22 protein-coding genes are annotated in these 18,870 nt (G+C 65.8%); 12 read left to right on the forward strand and 10 right to left on the reverse strand.

Annotation, left to right across the window (positions count from 1 at the left end; translation table 11 throughout):
- Positions 1–93: 93 nt before the first annotated feature.
- Complete coding sequence (locus tag HPT29_RS06470) at positions 94–1,107, reverse strand: MaoC family dehydratase (RefSeq protein WP_432807277.1); 1,014 nt, start codon at positions 1,105–1,107, stop codon at positions 94–96.
- 99 nt (positions 1,108–1,206) lie between these two features.
- The gene (gene nfi, locus HPT29_RS06475; RefSeq protein ID WP_173945715.1) at positions 1,207–1,875 is read right to left on the reverse strand and encodes a deoxyribonuclease V; all 669 of its coding nucleotides are present in this window, start codon (positions 1,873–1,875) and stop codon (positions 1,207–1,209) included.
- Between the two features lie 213 nt (positions 1,876–2,088).
- Here nfi and HPT29_RS06480 point away from each other — a divergent pair, with 213 nt between their 5' ends.
- Positions 2,089–3,300, forward strand: coding sequence for a hypothetical protein (locus HPT29_RS06480; protein WP_247654243.1), 1,212 nt, complete (start codon positions 2,089–2,091; stop codon positions 3,298–3,300).
- 106 nt (positions 3,301–3,406) lie between these two features.
- Positions 3,407–3,832 carry a group III truncated hemoglobin gene (locus HPT29_RS06485; RefSeq protein ID WP_173945716.1) on the forward strand — a complete coding sequence of 142 codons (426 nt, stop codon included), beginning with the start codon at positions 3,407–3,409 and terminating at the stop codon, positions 3,830–3,832.
- On the opposite strand, the gene HPT29_RS06490 is transcribed toward HPT29_RS06485, so the two are convergent.
- The 5 genes from HPT29_RS06490 to HPT29_RS06510 all read right to left on the reverse strand — a co-directional run bounded on the left by HPT29_RS06490 (position 3,829) and on the right by HPT29_RS06510 (position 7,366).
- A complete protein-coding gene (locus HPT29_RS06490; protein WP_173945717.1) occupies positions 3,829–3,981 on the reverse strand; it encodes a hypothetical protein in 153 nt (50 codons plus the stop codon). The two genes, HPT29_RS06485 and HPT29_RS06490, sit on opposite strands and share 4 nt — an antisense overlap.
- Before the next feature lie 191 nt (positions 3,982–4,172).
- The gene (gene ychF / locus HPT29_RS06495) at positions 4,173–5,270 is read right to left on the reverse strand and encodes a redox-regulated ATPase YchF (RefSeq protein ID WP_173945718.1); all 1,098 of its coding nucleotides are present in this window, start codon (positions 5,268–5,270) and stop codon (positions 4,173–4,175) included.
- A gap of 48 nt (positions 5,271–5,318) precedes the next feature.
- Positions 5,319–5,930, reverse strand: a complete 612-nt coding sequence (gene pth, locus HPT29_RS06500; RefSeq protein ID WP_173945719.1) for an aminoacyl-tRNA hydrolase — start codon at positions 5,928–5,930, stop codon at positions 5,319–5,321.
- An 87-nt stretch (positions 5,931–6,017) separates the two neighbouring features.
- Positions 6,018–6,635 (reverse strand): 50S ribosomal protein L25/general stress protein Ctc, encoded by a 618-nt coding sequence (locus HPT29_RS06505; RefSeq protein ID WP_173945720.1) that lies wholly within the window; start codon positions 6,633–6,635, stop codon positions 6,018–6,020.
- A gap of 191 nt (positions 6,636–6,826) precedes the next feature.
- A complete protein-coding gene (locus tag HPT29_RS06510) occupies positions 6,827–7,366 on the reverse strand; it encodes a MarR family winged helix-turn-helix transcriptional regulator (protein ID WP_173945721.1) in 540 nt (179 codons plus the stop codon).
- 101 nt (positions 7,367–7,467) lie between these two features.
- Here HPT29_RS06510 and HPT29_RS06515 point away from each other — a divergent pair, with 101 nt between their 5' ends.
- A complete protein-coding gene (locus HPT29_RS06515) occupies positions 7,468–8,370 on the forward strand; it encodes a DMT family transporter (protein WP_259060500.1) in 903 nt (300 codons plus the stop codon).
- A gap of 50 nt (positions 8,371–8,420) precedes the next feature.
- Here HPT29_RS06515 and HPT29_RS06520 read toward each other — a convergent pair whose 3' ends face one another.
- From HPT29_RS06520 to HPT29_RS06530, 3 genes are all read right to left on the reverse strand, one after another.
- Positions 8,421–9,353 carry a ribose-phosphate pyrophosphokinase gene (locus HPT29_RS06520; protein WP_173945722.1) on the reverse strand — a complete coding sequence of 311 codons (933 nt, stop codon included), beginning with the start codon at positions 9,351–9,353 and terminating at the stop codon, positions 8,421–8,423.
- Positions 9,354–9,507: 154 nt separating this feature from the next.
- Positions 9,508–10,041, reverse strand: coding sequence for a hypothetical protein (locus HPT29_RS06525; protein WP_173945723.1), 534 nt, complete (start codon positions 10,039–10,041; stop codon positions 9,508–9,510).
- A gap of 62 nt (positions 10,042–10,103) precedes the next feature.
- Positions 10,104–11,264 (reverse strand): benzoate/H(+) symporter BenE family transporter, encoded by a 1,161-nt coding sequence (locus tag HPT29_RS06530; RefSeq protein ID WP_173945724.1) that lies wholly within the window; start codon positions 11,262–11,264, stop codon positions 10,104–10,106.
- Positions 11,265–11,375: 111 nt separating this feature from the next.
- Here HPT29_RS06530 and uvrC point away from each other — a divergent pair, with 111 nt between their 5' ends.
- From uvrC to HPT29_RS06575, 9 genes are all read left to right on the forward strand, one after another.
- On the forward strand, positions 11,376–13,379 hold the full coding sequence (uvrC, locus tag HPT29_RS06535; RefSeq protein WP_173945725.1) for an excinuclease ABC subunit UvrC: 2,004 nt from the start codon (positions 11,376–11,378) through the stop codon (positions 13,377–13,379).
- A 124-nt stretch (positions 13,380–13,503) separates the two neighbouring features.
- A complete protein-coding gene (gene pgsA, locus HPT29_RS06540; protein ID WP_247654242.1) occupies positions 13,504–14,100 on the forward strand; it encodes a CDP-diacylglycerol--glycerol-3-phosphate 3-phosphatidyltransferase in 597 nt (198 codons plus the stop codon).
- A gap of 4 nt (positions 14,101–14,104) precedes the next feature.
- A complete protein-coding gene (gene moaD / locus HPT29_RS06545) occupies positions 14,105–14,356 on the forward strand; it encodes a molybdopterin converting factor subunit 1 (RefSeq protein WP_173945727.1) in 252 nt (83 codons plus the stop codon).
- Between the two features lie 24 nt (positions 14,357–14,380).
- Positions 14,381–14,836 (forward strand): molybdenum cofactor biosynthesis protein MoaE, encoded by a 456-nt coding sequence (locus HPT29_RS06550; RefSeq protein WP_173945728.1) that lies wholly within the window; start codon positions 14,381–14,383, stop codon positions 14,834–14,836.
- Positions 14,837–14,900: 64 nt separating this feature from the next.
- Positions 14,901–15,155 carry a hypothetical protein gene (locus HPT29_RS06555; RefSeq protein ID WP_173945729.1) on the forward strand — a complete coding sequence of 85 codons (255 nt, stop codon included), beginning with the start codon at positions 14,901–14,903 and terminating at the stop codon, positions 15,153–15,155.
- A gap of 505 nt (positions 15,156–15,660) precedes the next feature.
- The gene (locus HPT29_RS06560; RefSeq protein WP_173945730.1) at positions 15,661–16,707 is read left to right on the forward strand and encodes an extensin-like domain-containing protein; all 1,047 of its coding nucleotides are present in this window, start codon (positions 15,661–15,663) and stop codon (positions 16,705–16,707) included.
- 82 nt (positions 16,708–16,789) lie between these two features.
- Complete coding sequence (locus HPT29_RS06565) at positions 16,790–17,221, forward strand: hypothetical protein (RefSeq protein WP_173945731.1); 432 nt, start codon at positions 16,790–16,792, stop codon at positions 17,219–17,221.
- On the forward strand, positions 17,218–17,880 hold the full coding sequence (locus HPT29_RS06570; RefSeq protein WP_173945732.1) for a ribonuclease T2 family protein: 663 nt from the start codon (positions 17,218–17,220) through the stop codon (positions 17,878–17,880). The genes HPT29_RS06565 and HPT29_RS06570 overlap by 4 nt, the downstream gene beginning before the upstream one ends.
- 87 nt (positions 17,881–17,967) lie before the next feature.
- Positions 17,968–18,816: a 23S rRNA (adenine(2030)-N(6))-methyltransferase RlmJ gene (locus HPT29_RS06575; RefSeq protein WP_173945733.1), complete on the forward strand. Its 849-nt coding sequence runs from the start codon at positions 17,968–17,970 to the stop codon at positions 18,814–18,816.
- The last annotated feature ends 54 nt before the right edge of the window (positions 18,817–18,870 follow it).

Here is an 18,870-nt window from a genome sequence, read left to right on the forward strand (position 1 = left end):
AAAAGTGGATCCGGTTTTCCGCATGAACGATGCGCTCTTCAAAGAGGTGGGAGCATCGGACCCAAAAGTGGGTCCACTTTTGGGTCCGATGCTCTAGTCCCGGCGTTCCCAGAACACCATCCCGTCGAACGCGAATACCTCTTCGCCGTTCTGGTTCGTGCCCGTGTTGTGGTGGAACACCAGGCCCCAGCCGGGGCGGGACGCGGAAGCGCGCTTGGCCGTCACGGTGGACCGGTAGGTGATCGTGTCGCCGGCATAGACGGGCTTGAGCCATTTCAGGTTGGTGAAGCCCGGGGAGGGCCCGAGCCGTGCGGGCCGCTGGCCATGGCTCAGCGCATAGTCACGGATGCGGTCGCGGTGGCCGACCATGTGCTTCATCCACACGCTGGCCGTATGCCAGCCGGAGGCGCACAGGGCTCCGAACAGGCTGTCCTTGGCGGCCTCCGCGTCCACATGGAAGCGCTGCGGATCGAACTGGCGGGCGAAGCTGACAATATCCTCGGGCGTGAAGGTATAGGAGCCGAGCTCGTCCGTCCCGCCGACGACGAGGTCCTCGAAGAACGGATTGGCCGAGACCGGCGGAACCTCCCGCGCCGGAACGGCGCCAGGCAGTGCGTCCGCCGCAGCCGTCAAGGCGTTGCGGCCGCCGGTGAACGGCTCGGCATCGCGGGTCGCGAACATCACCCAGTTGGTCTGGGTCAGAACCGTCTCGTCGGCCTGGTTCAGCATGTCGAAATGGAACCGCACGAGGCCCAGGGAGGGCCTGCTCTTTGAGACGCGGCTTTCCAGGACATTCATGCGCGTGCGCAGGGTATCGCCGGGCCGCACGGGCTTCAGCCATTTCACCTCGTCGATGCCCGGAGATCCCATGGAGGAGGAATTCAGGATCAGTCCGTCGGCGAACAGGCGCATGTTCAGGCTGCAGCTGTGCCAGCCCGAGGCGATGAGCGTGCCGATGAAGCTGTCCTTGGCGGCGATCTCGTCCACATGGAAGGGCTGCGGATCGTATTCTCGGGCGAAGGTCAGGACGTCGTCCTTCGACACCGTGAGTGGGCCGAAGGTCTCGGTCAGGCCGGGCGGAAGATCTTCGAACGTGCGCATGAGCAATCCCTTGTCGGGGTCTGCCCTAGCATAACGCCTCCGCCATGGGGAGGCTTGCCGCCGCAACCGTGGCCTGACTTTGGGATAGCTCCGGGGCTGTCCGCCTCAAGGGGAAAATTGCCCGGCCGCGTTGTGCGCGAGCCGGATCGGCTCCGGCAGGCGGTATTTCGGGGAGCAGCGCAGGACGAGTTCCGCCGCCGTCGGAATATCGGCCAAGTGCCCGGGAGAGATGAACATCGGGTTCTTGGCCGTCCGGGTGCGCAGCGCTACCCCGATGGTCTCCTTGCGGTCGATCAGGGGGGCGGCGGAACCTTTTTCCTCCGCAAGGTCCCTGTAGCGTCCGCACAGGAGGGTCTTGCCGCAGCCGATGGTGGGGCGCTGCAGCCACAGGCCCATATGGCTGGCGATCCCGATCCGGCGAGGATGAGCGATGCCCATGCCGTCGAACAGGAAAACGTCCGGCTCGGATTTCAGCTTCTCGAACGCCTCCTCGAGCACGGGGCCCTCGCGGAAGCTCAGGAGGCCGGGCACGTAGGGAAAGGGCGTCGGGCGCTGAGCCAGGACGGTCTCCACCGGCAGGAAGCCCGGAAAGGTGACCACGACGATGGCCGCCTGCGACTGCTCGTTCTTCACGCTCACGTCGACGCCGGCCACAAGCTGCACCCCATCGAGATCAATCGGGCGGTCGGACACGACTTCCGTTCTCAGCTGGTGCTGGAGAGCGATGGCCTCGGTAGGGGTGAGTTTCCAGTCGTGGCGGTGGTGAAGCTGCATGATCGGGCATCGATGAGGACACGCCGTCAACGCTCAAGGTTCCCGAACGATCCGCGGCCGCATGCGGGCGATCCCGCCCGAACGGCTGTGTTACGGCCAAGCCTATGACGACACTCCGGAAAATCCCTTAGGGGGATGATCTGAATGTATCTGCTCCGACGATGGAGCTATCTCCGTAGGCATCCAAGACCGATCTCCCACAACGAGGATGTCATGCGTACCGAACCTGCCGCAACCGGCCTGATGCCACGTGAGCCGAAACCGAACCCCTTACATTCCCTGGCACGCGCCGCCGCCGGCCTCATCGCGCTCGGTGCCGGAGCCGTGTGGACGCTGCCGGCCGAAGCCCATGTGAAGTGGTTTGCCCCCTATATCGTCGATGCCGCTCCCCAGCCGATCGGCGCCACGCTGACCAATCAATGGTTCTGGACCGGGATCGGCCTGGTGCTCGCCTTCTTCCTGGCGACGCTTGCGGTCGAACGCATGGCGCTGGGCCGGGCCGTCCAGGCCGGTCTCGACTGGATCAGCGCCCCGCTCTGGAGCCGTTCGGACGATTTCATGCGCGCATCCGTCGGCGGCTTCTTCGTCGCCATCTTCGCCGTCGGCGGCATCTATCTCACGCCCGACCTCAAGACGGATTCGGAGCTGATCTCATGGGCCCAGCTTCTGATCGCCATGGGGGTGTTCTCGCGCCGGACCATGCCGGTCGCAGCAGCCGGCATCATCGCCCTGTGGGTGGTGGCCCTGCGCGAATACGACCTGTTCCATCTTCTCGACTATCTGGCGCTCGGCGTCGGCGTCGCGGCCTATCTGGTCATGGCCTCCTCGAACGACGAGAAATGGCGTGCGCGCCGGTTCATGGCTCTGCGCTGGGGCATCGCGATCGCGCTCATGTGGTCGAGCCTGGAAAAGTTCGCCTATCCCAACTGGTTCTACCCGCTCGTCGAGGAGAAGCCGTTCCTCACCTTCGGAATGCCGCGCGACGTGTTCATCCCGATGGCCGGAGTGGCCGAGTTCACCCTTGGCTTCGGCCTGCTCTGGACCCCGCTGGTGCGCCGTCTCTCGGCCGTGTCCCTGCTGCTGATCTTCTTCACCGCCGTCTATCCGTTCGGGCGGATCGACCTCGTCGGGCACGCCCTGATCATGGCGGCTCTGTTCCTCGTGGCGGCCGATCCCTGCCGTGACGCCAAGGCCATCGCCGTCAAGGTGCCGAACGCCCTGCCGCGCTTCGGTAGCCTGGCCTCGGTTCCGGCCGGTCTCGCCGTCGCCCTCGTGGTGCTGGTAAGCGGCTACTGGGGGCTCCATGGTGCCTTCTACGGCGCCGAGGGCGCCGGTCGGCAGATCGAACTGACGACACATTCCCACAGCAAGGAATATCCCCACGGGCCGCAGGCGAAGCCTCAAGCCGAGCATGGCCACCACTGATGACGGGCCGGGCCATGGAAACGGCCCGGCTTGATCTGGCGCAAGGATTGTCCGAAGGGATGGGCGCATGGTGCTCCCGTCCCTTCGGTGTGAAAGGAGATCCGCTTTGGCTCATTCAGCCGCCACCGGCCGCAGCATTCCGATCATCAGCCCGGCCGAAGGCGTTTCGGAGGAGTTGATCCGGCAGCTCGTGGAAACCTTCTACGACCGGGTGATCCGCGATCCGGAACTCGGGCCGATCTTCCACGCCAAGCTTTCCGGCCGCTGGAGCCGGCATCTGGCGCTGATGGTGGATTTCTGGTCCTCGATCGCCCTACGAACCGGCCGCTACCAGGGCAAGCCCCAGGCGGCCCATTTCGGGCTCGATCTCACCCCGGAGCTGTTCGTCCGCTGGCTGGAGCTGTTCGAGGATACGGCTCGGGAGATCTGCGCGCCGGACGTGGCGGCTTTCTTCGTCGACCGGGCGCGGCGCATCGCGGAGAGCCTGCAGATCGGCCTCGGGATTGGGCCCAAGGCGCTTCGCCTGCCTTAGCGCTCCCACCATTCGAGCCCATCGTCTCCCCGCTTGGGGAACAGTGACGAGATGCCGATCATCACGAACCCACAGGCCACGAGCACGCCGACGAAGAATTCAGCGTTGCCGAACCCGGGAGAAACGAAGCTGTCAAAAAAAGTCTGCATGGATCACACCCTCTACGCAGCCTTTTTCGCAGAATGGCCCTGAACGGACGACGAAGCCCGCGTTCAGGAAATTGTCAGGTTGATGAAGGGGCTCATCGGTCGCCCATCCACGTCATCACCGGCCTCGTGCCGGTGATGACGAGAGGGCGTTGCCTGCCGAACCCTTCGGAATGACAGTGGCGTCGGATTCCTCAGGTGTTGAACCGGAAGTGCATCACGTCGCCGTCCTGCACCGTGTAGTCCTTGCCTTCCAGCCGCAGCTTGCCCGCGTCGCGTGCCCCGGCCTCGCCCTTGAGCGAGGTGTAGTCCGCATACGCGATGGTCTCGGCGCGGATGAAGCCCTTCTCGAAATCCGTGTGGATGACGCCCGCGGCGGCCGGAGCCTTGGTGCCCCGGGTGATCGTCCAGGCGCGGGCCTCCTTCGGGCCGACGGTGAAGTACGTGATCAGGCCGAGAAGCTCGTAACCGGCGCGGATCACCCGGTTGAGGCCAGGCTCTTCAAGGCCGACGGCGTCGAGATAATCCTTCTGCTCCTCGGGGGGCAGAACCGCGATCTCGCTTTCGATCTTGGCCGAGACGACCACGGCCTTGGCATCCTCTTCCCTGGCGCGCTCGAAGACGCGGGCGGAGAATTCATTGCCCTTGTCGGCGGAGGCTTCCTCCACGTTGCAGACGTACAGCACGGGCTTGGAGGAGAGCAGGCCGAGCATCTGGAAGAGGCGCTCCTCCTCGACCTTCCGTTCGACAAGGCGGGCGGGCTTGCCGTCGCGCAGGAGCGGCAGGGTGCGATTGACGAGGTCGAGGGTCTCCTTGGCCTCCTTGTCGTTGCCCTTGGCCTTCTTCTCGAGAGCGGTGACGCGCTTCTCGAGGCTGTCGAGGTCGGCCAGCATCAGCTCGGTCTCGATGGTCTCGATATCGGCGATGGGATCGATCTTACCCTCGACATGGGTGATGTCCGTGTCCTCGAAGCAGCGCACCACATGGGCGATGGCATCGACCTCGCGGATATTGGCCAGGAACTGGTTGCCGAGGCCTTCGCCCCTCGACGCGCCGCGCACGAGACCCGCGATATCCACGAAGGTGAGGCGGGTCGGGATGATCTGCGCCGAGCTGGCGATGCCTGCGAGCCGGTCGAGCCGCTCGTCCGGCACCGCCACGTCGCCCACGTTGGGCTCGATGGTGCAGAATGGGTAGTTGGCGGCCTGCGCGGCCGCGGTCTGCGTCAAAGCGTTGAAGAGGGTGGACTTGCCCACGTTCGGCAGGCCGACGATGCCCATCTTGAAGCCCATGGCCTCACTCCTTGCATGGCCGGCGTCTGCGCCGGCGTGATTGTCGAATTACGTGGCCTTTTCTCCAGGCCGCTTCACGTCGGTCCAGCCTCTCGCCTCCATGGCGAGGTGGACCTTGTTCTGAAAGCTTCCGTCCTCACCCTTGGCGAGGAGGGCCGCATTGTCCGCGATGATCCGGCACAGATCGTCGACCCAGGCCTCCTCGCTCTTGCCGAAATCGCCCAGCACATGGTTCTGCACGAGCGCCTTGTGGCCGGGATGGCCGATGCCGAGCCGCACGCGACGGTAGTCGTTGCCGCAATGGGCCGAGATCGAGCGCAGGCCGTTGTGGCCTGCATTGCCGCCGCCGATCTTCACGCGCAGCTTGGCGGGCGGGAGATCGAGCTCGTCGTAGAAGACCGTCACGTCATGCAGCGGGATCTTGAAGAAGTTCTGCGCTTCTCCCACAGCCTGGCCGGACAGGTTCATGTAGGTCTGCGGTTTGATCAGCAGAACCTTCTCACCGCCGATCACCGCATCGGCCGCCTCCGCCTGGAAGCGCTTGCGCCAAGGCCCGGCGTTGTTCGCTCGCGCGATCTCGTCCACGGCCATGAAACCGATGTTGTGGCGGTTCCTGGCGTAGCGGGATCCGGGATTGCCGAGTCCGACGAAGAGACGCATCGCGTGGTCCTGCTCATAAGAAACGCTCCGGCCTTGCGGTCGGAGCGTCGAAGCCGGTCGATGGGCTTGAACGCCCGATCAGGCCGATCAGGCGGCAGCGGTGCCTTCGGCAGGAGCCGGAGCCGCATCCGTTTCCGTAAGGCCGGTCGGGGCCACGACGGTGACGAGGGTCAGGTTCTCGGCCGAGGTCGCCTTGGCGCCGTTCGGCAGGGCGATGTCGTTCAGGTGGATCGAGGAGCCGATGTCGAGGCCTTCGACGGAAGCCTCGATGAAGTCCGGGATCGCGTCGGACGGAACCAGGAGTTCCACCGAATGCTCGACGATCTGGAGAGCGCCGCCGCGCTTCACGCCCGGGCTCTTCTCCTGGCCAACCACGTGCACCGGAACCACAACCTTGATCGCTTGGCCCTGCGCGAGGCGCAGGAAGTCGACGTGGATTGGGAAGTCACGCACCGGGTCGAGCTGGTAGTCGCGCGGGATGGCGCGGACCGTCTGCCCGTCGACGTCGATCTCGAAGATCGTGGTCAGGAAGTGACCGGCGAAGATCAGCTGCTTGGTCTGGTTGAAGTCGAGGGCAATCGCCTGGGCCGACTGGCCGGCTCCGTAGATGACGGCGGGAACTTGGCCTTGGCGACGAACGGCCCGGGCGGCCCCCTTGCCGGCCCGGTCGCGCGCCACGGCCTTGATCTGCTTTACTTCGCTCATGGTCGTGGTCCTTTGAATTGAGTTGAAAAACCGATGGCCGCCCAGGCTTCTCGAGAAACCTACCGGCGGCCATGAGGTCGGCGCCCGTGCCTCCAAGGGTGTCGAGCGGGCGCGAGGCGGCTTATAGTGAACAACCGCCGAAAATGCAACAAGTCGGGTCATAGACCGGGCAGGGCCCACCCGGAAGGCGCTCAGGCGAAAGGCTTCGTGGCCGTGATCGTCAGGGCGAGCTTTCTCAAAAGTCCGGCGAGTTGGGTCTGCTCGTCCTCGGTCAAGCCTTCGAGCATGGCCGCCTCGACGGCCATGTCCTCCTGAAACGCCTCTTTCGCGCGCCGGGCGCCTTCCTCCGTCAGCTCCACCGGCAGGCTGCGGCCGTCGCCCTCGGCGACCGCCCGCCGGATCAGGCCTGCCTTGGCGAGACGGTTGAGACGGTCGGTGAGACCGCCCGAGGAAATCATCAGGGTCCGGAACAGCTCCGTGGGCCGCAGGCGATAGGGCGGGCCGGAGCGGAGCAGGGAGAACAGGACGTCGGCCTCGCCGCTGTCCAGGTCATGGGCTTTGAAGACAGCCTCGATGGGCGGGCGGGCGGTCAGGGTGATCCAGCGCGCCCGACCCAGGACACCCATGCCCCGGGTGTCGACATCCGGCAGTTCGGCAGCCCATTGGGCGCACCGCTCGTCGATGCCGTCTTGGTCGGACGCATAGGAGGGTGCCTCATAATGTCTTGACATCAAGATATATCCACTTATCTTTGCATCAAGATAAACCCCCGCCGCACCTCCTGCAACACTCCGTTGCCGAGCCCACCGGCAGAGTATCCGAGAGTGCCGCCGTGATCGCAGCCCGTCTCTCCATCGCTTCGGAATCCGCCTTCGGCCTGCTCGGCCTATGCGGGTTTCTCTTCGCCGGCCGGATCATGATGAACAAGATGGCGCTCGATGCCGGGGTCCAGCCGTTCCAGCTCGGCGTCTTTGCCAATCTGGGCGCCGGGTTGTTCCTGCTGCCTTGGCTCGCAGCCTTCCGGCAGAGGATCCCGACTGCGCCGGAGCATCTGGCTCTCTATGGGGTTCTCGGGATCGTCAGCTTCGCGGTGCCGAGCGTGCTGTCCTATTTCGTGGTCCAGAAGGTCGTGCCTGCCTACACGTCCATCGTGTATTGCCTCTCGCCGCTGCTCACGATGAGCTTCGCAGCCGGCCTCGGGATCGAGCGCATGTTCATGCGGCGCTTCCTCGGGATCGTGATCGGCTTCACGGGCATGGTTGCGCTCGTCCAGCAGCAGATCCTGCACATCGATATGGGGCAGCCACTCTGGGTTGCCGTGGGCCTCGCGATCCCGGTCTGCGCGGCTACGGGCAACATCATCCGGTCCGCCTGGTGGCCGAAGGAGACGTCCGCGCTCGCATTCTCCTGCGGCGCTTCGCTCACCTCGAGCGTCATGGTGGCCCTGCTGTCACCTGTCTTCGAGACGCCCGCCGGCTGGCGGTTCGACGATCCGGCGATCCTCTCGTGGCTCGTGGGCCTGGGAGCGATGTCGGCTCTCTCGCAGGTGATGAACTTCCGCCTGCAACAGATCGCCGGTCCGGTGGTGTTCAGCCAGATCGGCTATTGGGGCACCGGCTTCGGCGTGCTGCTCGCTGCAATCCTGTTCGACGACGTGCTGACGGGGCTGTCCTTGGCAGGGCTCGCCTGCATCATGGCCGGCGGCATGCTGGCGAACCGCCGCCCGGCTGTCTGAGGGGCTGCAGCGGGCTGCCAGGGCCGGGCCAGGTCACGGCCTGTCGGTGATTAGTCGAACAGGCTCGATACCGAGCTTTCCGTCGCCGTACGGCCGATCGCCTCGCCCATGAGGGACGCGATGGAGATGACGCGGATGTTGTGCGCGACCTTTACGGCCTCGGTCGGCATGATCGAATCGGTGATCACGAGTTCCTTCAGCCGCGAGCCTGCGATGCGGGCCACCGCGCCGCCGGAGAGGACGCCGTGGGTAATATACGCGTAGACTTCCTTGGCCCCGTTGGCGAGGAGCGCGTCGGCAGCATTCACCAGTGTGCCGCCGGAATCCACGATGTCGTCGACCAGGATGCAGGAGCGGCCGGACACGTCGCCGATGATGTTCATCACCTCGGATTCGCCGGGGCGCTCACGGCGCTTGTCCACGATGGCAAGCTGAGCATCGATGCGCTTGGCGAGCGCCCGGGCGCGCACCACGCCGCCCACGTCGGGCGAAACCACCATGCGGTTGCCGCCGTCGAGGTGGTCCTTGATGTCGCGCGCCAGCGTCGGAGCGGAGAACAGGTTATCGGTCGGGATGTCGAAGAATCCCTGGATCTGGCCCGCATGGAGGTCGAGCGTGAGCACACGGTCGACGCCCGCATGGGTGATGAGATTGGCAACGAGCTTGGCCGAGATCGGCGCGCGCGATGCGGACTTCCGATCCTGCCGGGCGTAGCCGAAATACGGGATCACTGCCGTGATGCGGCGGGCCGAGGCCCTGCGCAGCGCATCCGTGATGATCAGGAGCTCCATCAGGTGGTCGTTCGTCGGGAACGAGGTCGACTGGATGATGAACACATCCTCGCCGCGTACGTTCTCCTGAATCTCGACGAAGACTTCCATGTCCGCGAAGCGCCGCACCTGGGCCTTGGCGAGCGGAACGTTGAGATAGGCGGCGATGGCCTCAGCCAGCGGACGGTTGGAATTTCCCGCAACGAGCTTCATGCAAGCAACTTTGGCTTCGAGTGATCGATAACACCCGCTGCGCAATGCCATAATCCCTGCACGGCTGGGCGCAAGGCTCTTAGCAGCGATATGAAACCGTCACAATACATGGAGGGCTTCCAATGTGCTGCAAGTTTGGTGCGTTGCCATGCAATCATTGCATTGCGACAGGGAGCTCGTCGCCCGAGACCTCCGCCGTCTGAATGGGTAATTCCACGGTTGCCTGCATGTCGGAGGCGCTTTCGGACTTGGACGCCGTCAGGAATTCGGCGATCTCGTCCATGCTCGCCTGGGCGAGCTTCGCGAGCGCCGCCTTGTCGAGGGCCGAGATGGAGGAGGCGGGAGCCGGGCTCGATCCGGCCAGGCGCTTGGCCCGACGCTTCTGGGCGTCGAACACGTCCCAGACATAGGCCACCTTGGTTTCCCCATCCTCGGTCGAGGTCGACAAATAGCCGCGGACCCGGTATCGCGCCTGGGCGCTGGCGCCGACGAGATCGACCTTGCGGTCGGTGGCCGCGCTGGTCAGTTCGTCGACCAGGGCGGTGCGGATGGGAGCCGGGGCGCCGTCGATGCTCTCCAGGGCGACCGGAACGCCTTCCGGCGATCCGCCGAGCGAGCCCTGGCAGGCTCCCAACGCCACCGTCAGGACCAGAGCGGCCAGCCGCCCCGCATGCGTCATCCCGGCCATGAGGGCCCCCGTTCTTGGTCTTCGTAACGAAGTCTTAAGCTTAACGGAGGCTTTCGTCCAGATCAGGCGCGCCGCCGCAGGCGGATCGCCAGGAGGTCGAGAGCCAGGGTCACGAGACCGGCGGCCAGACCCCAGAAGGCGGATCCGATGCCGAAGAGCGTCAGTCCGGAGGCCGTGACCGCGAAGGTGACGATGGCCGGAAAGCGCTTCACCTCCTCGGCAAGGGCGGACCCGAGAGCGCCCAGGAAGGCTCCCATGAGGGCGAGGCCGGCGACGGTCTTGATCAACTCCGGGGGGAGGGCGGCGATCAGCCCGATCAGTGCGGCGCTGAAGGCCGCGAAGACCAGGTAGCTCAGGGCGTAGAATGGCCCGACCATCCAGCGCTTCTTCGGGTCGGGATGCGTATCGGGCCCGGTGCAGATCGCGGCCGAGATGGCCGCGAGATTGCTGGTATGGGCGCCGAAGATCCCGGTGACGACCGAAGCCAGTCCCGTCGCGGCAAGGATCGGGCCAGCGGGCGGCTCGTAGCCGGACGCCTTGAGCACCGCGAGCCCCGGCAGGTTCTGGGACGCCATCGTGACCAGGACCAGGGGCAGGCCGAGGCCGATCAGGACCGAGGGATCGAAGGTCGGCGCGATGAACGTGAGGGTGGACAGGGTGAGATCGGACGCAAGCGGCCGCGCCATGCCGCCGCCGAAGGAGAGCCCGAGCCCGACGAAGAGCACCGCCAGCACGGCGAGCGCGGGATTGAACAGGCGAACCACCAGGAAGATACCCACGAGGGGCAGGACGAGCCCGGGCGCCCCTTGGGCGCTCTGGAAGACCCCGACCACGAACTGGAGCAGGACGCCCGCCAGCATCGCGGCCGCGATGGACGTGGGAATGCGCTCAATCAGCCGCCCGAACGGCCTGACGAGGCCCGTCAGCACGATGAGGCCGCCGGCGAGCAGGAAGGCGCCGACCGCCGCATGGATCGAGATGCCGCTGGAGGAGGCGATCAGCGCCGCCCCCGGGGTCGACCACGCGGTGACCACGGGCATGCGGTAGCGCACGCTTAAGGTGCCGCTGGTGGCCGCCATGGCCAGGCACAGGGCCGCCACCCAGGACGAGGTCTGGGCTGCGTCGGCCCCGACCGCCTGGGCGGCCGCGATGATGATGGCGATCGTGCTGCCGAACCCCACCAGGGCCGCGACGACGGCTGACGTGACGATCGACAGGCGCATGACCGGCTCCGCAGGCGTTCCAGGAGCTTAGCCGTGTAAACCGAACGGCCGGGCTGCGCCAGTTCGTCGGCGGCACTTTCCTCGCGAGTCCCGAGCCCTTAAATCTCCCCCATGACTCGCAACACCACCAACGACGTCCCCCCGGACATTCTGGACAACGAGGACGACGAGGAATCCGTCGCTCTCGAGAGCGGCTCGGACGTCGAGTTCGACCTGGAGGTCAATCCGGACTCGGTCCAGCGCGGCACCGAGGTCATTCGGCAGTTCTGGACGACCCTTCCCAACGCGCCCGGCGTCTACCGCATGCTCGATGCCAAGGGCGACGTGCTCTATGTCGGCAAGGCGAAGAGCCTGAAGAACCGCGTCGGCTCCTATGCGCGGGGCCAGGCCCACTCGAACCGCATCGCCCGGATGATCGGCCAGACCAGCTCGATGGAATTCGTCACCACAGCGACGGAGACCGAGGCGCTGCTGCTCGAAGCCAATCTCATCAAGCAGCTCAAGCCGCGCTACAACGTGCTTCTGCGGGACGACAAGTCTCTGCCCTACATCCTGCTCACCGCCGATCACGAGGCGCCGCAGCTCGTGAAGCATCGCGGCGCGAGGAAGCGCAAGGGCGACTATTACGGCCCCTTCGCGAGCGTGTGGGCCGTGAACCGCACGATCAACGCGCTGCAGCGCGCGTTCCTGCTGCGCTCCTGCAACGACAGCTATTACGAGAACCGCACGCGGCCCTGCCTGCTCTATCAAATCAAGCGCTGTTCGGGACCCTGCACGAGCGAGGTCTCGCGGGAGGATTATGCCGAGTTCGTTTCCGAGGCGCGGGCCTTCCTGTCGGGCAAGTCGAACGCCGTCAAGCAGCGCATCACCGATGAGATGCAGGCCGCGGCCGAGGACCTCGAGTTCGAGCGCGCCGCGCGCTGCCGCGACCGTCTCGCGGCGCTGTCGGCCATCCAGGGTGTTCAAGGCATCAATACGCAGTCGGTGGAGGAGGCGGACGTCTTCGCGCTCGACGAGCAGGCGGGCCAGTTCTGCGTCGAGGTGTTCTTCTTCCGCAACTGGCAGAACTGGGGCAACCGCGCCTATTTCCCGAAGGCGGACAAGTCCATGAGCCGGGAGGAGGTTCTCGGCTCGTTCATGGCGCAGTTCTATGACGACAAGCCCGCGCCCCGCCTGATCCTCCTGTCGCACGAGATCGACGATGCGGAGCTGATGGCGGCGGCGCTCTCGACCCGCGCGGAGGCCAGGGTCGAGATCCATGCGCCCCAGCGCGGCGAGCGGCGTCAGCTCATCGAGTATGCGCTGCGCAACGCCCGCGAGGCGCTGGCCCGGCGCCTGGCCGATACCTCGTCGCAGCAGAAGCTCCTCGTGTCCCTGGGGCAGGCCTTCGGATTGTCGAAGGCGCCGAAGCGTGTGGAGGTCTACGACAACTCGCACATCATGGGCACCAACGCGGTGGGCGCCATGGTAGTGGCGGGCGCCAACGGCTTCATGAAGCAGCATTACCGGACCTTCAACATGAAGTCCGAGGACCTCAAGCCCGGCGACGATTACGGCATGATGCGCGAGATGCTGCAGCGCCGCTTCGCCCGCCTGGTAAAGGAGGAGCCGCGCGGCTCCGAGGCGGACGGACGATCGGGCGACGACGGCTTTCCGGCCTGGCCCGATCTGGTCCTGATCGACGGCGGCAAGGGGCAGCTCGAGGCCGCCCGTCAGGCCCTCGCCGAGGTGGGCGTGAGCGAGGACGACGTGGCCCTGGTCGGCATCGCCAAGGGGCGCGACCGGGACGCCGGCCGCGAGACCTTCTTCAAGCCGGGCCAGCCGCCGTTCAAGATGCCGCCGCGGGATCCCGCGCTCTACTTCGTCCAGCGCCTGCGCGACGAGGCCCACCGCTTCGCCATCGGGGCGCACCGAGCGAAGCGCAAGCGCGAGCTGGTGAAGAACCCGCTGGACGAGATCCCGGGCATCGGGCCGACCCGCAAGCGGGCGCTGCTGCACCATTTCGGCACCGTCAAGGCGATCCAGCGGGCCGCCCTCGAGGACCTGATGAAGGCTCCGGGCGTCAATGCCGCCACGGCCCGCGCGGTCTATGATTTCTTCCACGAGAGGGGATAGGATTGCGCGCTCGCCGGACCGTTCAGGCTTCCCTCACATTGCCGTGTTCGCCGGATGGCCGCGGTGCGCAACCGGGATCTGTCCGATTGACGGGCAGACCGTCCTCATGCTTCCTGCGGGTGTGATGAAGACTGTTTCCTCCATGGGCCGCTCGAAGGCGTTCAACCTCGCGAACATGCTGACCTACGGTCGGCTCGCCGCGGTTCCGGCCGTGGTCGGTCTCCTGTTCTGGCCCGAGGACCACTGGTCCCGCTGGTTCGCGCTGGCGGTTTTCGCGATCGCGGCCATCACCGACTATCTCGATGGCTACGTGGCGCGAACCTTCGCCCAGCAATCGGCGCTCGGTCGCATGCTCGACCCCATCGCCGACAAGCTTCTGGTGGCCGCGACCCTGCTCATGCTGGTGGCTGACGGGACTATCAAGGGATGGGCCCTGTGGGCCGCCATCGTGATCCTCTGCCGCGAGATCCTGGTCTCGGGCCTGCGCGAGTTCCTGGCCGAGCTGAAGGTCAGCGTGCCGGTCAGCCGGGTCGCCAAATGGAAGACGACGCTCCAGCTCGTCGCCTTAGGCTTCCTGATCGCAGGACCGGCCGGCGAGACGGTGCTTCCCAACAACATCCTGATCGGCACGATCCTTCTGTGGATCGCCGCCATCCTGACGATCTATACCGGCTGGGATTACTTCAAGAACGGCATCCATCACCTCATGGACGAGGGCTAGCGCCATGAAGCTCGTCTATTTCGCCTGGGTGCGGGAGCGGGTCGGACGGACGGACGAGCAGGTGGAACTGCCGGATGGCATCGACACAGTGGCCGATCTGGTGCGCTGGCTGAAAGGCAGGAGCGAGGAATACGCCTATGCCTTCGAGAACGAAGGGGTCGTCCGAGCCGCTATCGACCACGTCCACGTGAAGCCCGAGGCCCGAATCGCCGGAGCTCGGGAGATCGCCTTCTTCCCGCCGATGACGGGAGGCTAGCTCCCGTCGGGGAGCCGCAATGCCATGGATTTCACCATCCGCATCCAGGCCCAACCCTTCGATGCCGCCGCTGAGACCGCGGCCCTGACCCGGGGACGGCTGGATATCGGCGCTGTGGTCGCCTTCTCCGGGCTGTGCCGGGACGAAGGGGGGCGGCTCGCGGCCCTCGAGCTCGAGCACTATCCCGGCATGGCCGAAGCCGAGATCGGCCGGCTCGCCGATCAGGCGACAAGCCGTTGGCCGCTCCTTGGCCTCACGATCGTCCATCGCTTCGGCAGAATCGCTCCGGGCGAGGAGATCGTCCTGGTCCTCACGGCCAGCGCTCACCGTCAGGCTGCCTTCGAGGCGGCCTCCTTCCTGATGGACTACCTGAAGACTCAGGCCCCGTTCTGGAAGCGCGAGCATCTCAAGGACGGGACGGTCGGAACCTGGGTCGATGCCAAGGAGGCTGACGACCTCGCCGCGGACAGGTGGCGTTGAACGGCGCTTGACGGGACCCTGCGGCGGGATGAGCATCGACCGTGAACGACCACGGAGGCGTCCCATGCGCAGCGTCGTTGTCTTCCTTGGCCTCATCGCCGGTGCCCCAGCCCTCGGCCACGACATGCCCGTTCCCCAGACGGCTCAGGCGCCCGCCCATAACCTGCTCGACTGCTATTGCCGCGCTCAGGGCAAGATGTTCGCTGTGGGAGAGAAAGCCTGTCTCAAGACGACTGAGGGTCCCAAGCTGGCGCAGTGCCAGATGGAGATAAACGTGATGTCCTGGACCATCACGGAAGTGCCCTGTCCCGACACATGAAAAACGCCGCCGATCGCGGCAGCGTTCACAAGGATTCGATCGATGGTCGATATCGCCAGAGGCGATCGGTGCCGGCTTACAGAAGGCCCGTGAAAACGGCGCAGATAAACGAGAAGGACACGCAGACGGCGGCGATGTTGAGCTTGGACGCCCAGTCCAGATTCGAAGTCAGGTTCATCTGAGCCCCTCTCTCTGAAGGGGTTATCCCCCTATCTGAATGGATAGGCACCCTATCAAACCTCCGAGATCCTGAGAAGCACCCCGGCCGGGAGGGGCAGGCAAGGCGACCGTCGATGTAATCGTTAACAATTTATTAAGCCCTTGTTTCGTCGACTTTAATTCTTGCGACATTCCGGACAAAAAAAGTTCCTGCTCGATTGTGTCGCACCCCGTCACTGCGTGGATAATGTTCAGCACGACCCCTGACGAGCCCGAATCGAGCCAGCTACGAAGCCCTTCGCACCCGGTTGACGGGATGTTTACGTTGTTGGGGCAGGCTCACTGCATGCGTCGTGGGTTAGTTGCGTTTTTTGCCCTATCGCTCGCCGGGCTTGGGCTCACCGGTTGCGGGCTGTTTCGGTTCGAGCAGCGCGAGCCGTGGCGCGCCCAGGCGGAAGAGGCCTGCCTGTCTCAGCGCCTCGTGCAGCCTTCCGCCTACATGGCTCTCAGCTCGAAGATCGACGGCCCCGGCGTCTGCGGCATGGATCATCCGTTCAAGGTCTCGGCCTTCAACAACGGCGCGGTAGGGCTGAAATCGAAGGTGACGCTGGCCTGCCCGATCATCCCCCAGATCGACACTTGGCTCGACGAGATCGTGAGACCGGCGGCCGAGATGTATTTCGGCGTGCCTCTGGCCGACATCAAAGCCGGCTCGTATTCGTGCCGGCCTCGCAACAACCAGATGGGCGCGAAGGTGTCGGAGCACGCCTTCGGCAACGCCATGGACGTGATGGCCTTCGTGCTCGCCGATGGCCGGGAGGTCTCCGTGGTCAAGGGTTGGCGGGGAGGGGACGGAGCCGAGCAGGAGTTCCTGCGCGAGGCCTTCGTCGGCGCCTGCCGCTACTTCACCACGGTGCTGGGGCCGGGCTCCGATGCCTTCCATTACGACCATCTCCACATCGACCTGGCGCGGCATGACCCGCGGGGTCAGCGGCGCATCTGCAAGCCGATCCTGAAATTCTCCCCGCGAATCGACCCCGAACGCAGCCGCGAGGCGCTCCAGAGCGCGGCGGCCTCCGGCGACCTCGCGCCCGTCGATCTGGAACAGGACGTCCCGGATGGGGAGGCCTACATCCCGCCGGCGCCTCCGCCCCCATCGCCGGCTCTGTCCGCGCCTGTGGCTCCGCCGGCCCGCTACTCGTCCGGCGGCGGCTTCTCGGCCGACCTTCCGGGCCCGAACGCGGGACCATCGCGGGGGAGCCCGTCCCCATCCTATTCTCGGGCGCCTCTTCCGCCCCTCGGCCGTCCGGCCGAGCAGACCTATGCGCCGCCCAGACAGCAGGGGCGCTCGGCAGGCCAGCCGCTGATGCTCAACAGCCACGCCATCTATTAAAGCGTAAGCGGATCTTGACCTTCGCGGGCGCCGCCCACATGGTCGAGGTTGCACGGTCCGAAGACTTGGTGGAGCATTTTCAATGAAGTGGCTGGCGGCTTTCATCTCCTGCATGCTGTTGAGCGCACCTGCGCTTGCGCGCGAGATCACGCCCGCGGAGCGGCGGGAAGAGCCTTTCGACGCGATGCTGCCGGCCTGCGCCGATCCCTCCGTGCTCCAGAGCATCAGCTCGCGGTTCGCCAAGAAGGAGGGCCGGTTCTGGAACTCCGACCTCAGGCTGGTCGGATTCGAGCGGGTGCAGGAAGTCGCATGGCGTCCCTGGGGGCTCGATTACATCCCCCGCCGCTTCTGCACCGGCACCGTGATCGTGTCCGACGGCTACAAGCGCCGGATCAACTTCTCGATCCGCGAGGATCTCGGCTTCATCGGCATCGGCTGGAACACGGAAGCGTGCGTCGACGGGCTCGACCGCGACTATGCCTTCGCGCCCCATTGCAAGCAGGCGGCTCCTTGATCCTGCGCTGGTGCTTCGCCATCGCGGGCGCCTTCCTCCTCTCGATCCTTCCTGCCGCGGCCCAGAATCCCCGGGAGGCGAGGGGCGCCCCGATGGGGCAGTTCGATTTTTATGTGCTGGCCCTGTCCTGGTCGCCCGGCTTCTGCGAGAACAGCGGCAGCCGGAACCGGCAGTGCGACAGCGGCAGCGGTCTCGGCTTCGTGACCCACGGTCTCTGGCCTCAGCGGGAGCAGGGCTACCCCAGCTTCTGCGAGCCCGCCGGCCGCTTCGTGCCTCAGGCCGCCATGGCCGATGCCGCGGGTCTTTTCCCGGACGACAATCTCGCCCGCTATCAGTGGCGCAAGCACGGCACCTGTACGGGCGAGAGCCCCGGGGGGTATTTCCGCGCGGTCCGGCAGGCGCGGGACCTCGTGCGCCTGCCGGACGGTTTCAACGGCCTGAACAGCCGGTCCAAGGTGCTGCCGAGCGAGATCGAAAGCGCCTTCATGAAGGCCAATCCGGGGTTGCGTCCCGACATGATTTCGGTTTCCTGCGGACGGCGCATCTTCCAGGAGGTCCGCATCTGCCTCACCAGGGACCTGCGCGGATTCCGCCAGTGCGCCGAGGTCGATCGCGACGGCTGCCGTGCGGGCGAGATTACCGTGCCGGCGGTCAGATAGCGCATCGAACGACGTGCACGAGTCAGAGACCATCGGGCTGATCCCAGGAACGCGATCCACCTCCGGGGCTGATGCCGTAGGACGACCATGAACTATCGCCATGCCTTCCACGCCGGCAATTTCGCCGACGTCATGAAACACGCCCTCCTGGTGCGCATCCTCGCCTATCTGCAGCGCAAGGAGACGCCTGTGCGCGTCGTCGACACCCACGCGGGGATCGGGCTCTACGACCTCGCCGGCGACGAGGCCGGCCGGACCGGGGAATGGGTCGACGGGATCGGGCGCCTCGACGAAGCCTTCGCGCCCGAGGTCGAGGAGATCCTCGCCCCCTATCGGGGGGTGGTGGCGGAGGTGCGTGCGCGCCATGGCGAGACCATCTATCCCGGCTCGCCCGGTCTCGTGCGCGAACTGTTGCGGCGGCAGGACCGGGGCGTGTTCGTGGAACTGCATCCGGCCGATTACCGGGTGCTGAGCGACGCCTTCAACGCGGTCGCGAATCTCAAGGTGATGCACCTGGATGGCTGGACGGCGCTCCATGCCCTGATCCCGCCGAAGGAGAAGCGCGGTCTCGTGCTCATCGATCCGCCGTACGAGAAGCCGAACGAACTGGACCGTCTCGGGGCGGAGCTGCTCGCTGCCCTGAAGAAGTGGCCGACAGGAGTCTATGCTGGGTGGTATCCGATCAAGGAGGTCGCCCCCGTCGACGCGGTGGCCGCGCGGCTGCATGCCGAGAGCCCGCGCCCGGGCCTGCGCCTCGAGCTCTATGTGGACGATCCGCGCGACCCGTCGCGGCTCAACGGCAGCGGTCTCTTCGTGCTCAACCCGCCCTGGTCCCTGAAGGAGGAGGCCGAGACGCTGCTGCCGGCTCTTGCCGAGCGCCTGTCCCGCGGCGGCTATGGGGCTTTCCTCTGTGAAGCCTTCGGGCCTCCTGCTTAAAGCGGATTGCCGTTCGGGATGCGAGCGTTCATGACTCCTGCCGGTTTCTCCAAC

The sequence above is a fragment of the Microvirga terrae genome, assembly GCF_013307435.2.
GTDB lineage: Bacteria > Pseudomonadota > Alphaproteobacteria > Rhizobiales > Beijerinckiaceae > Microvirga > Microvirga terrae.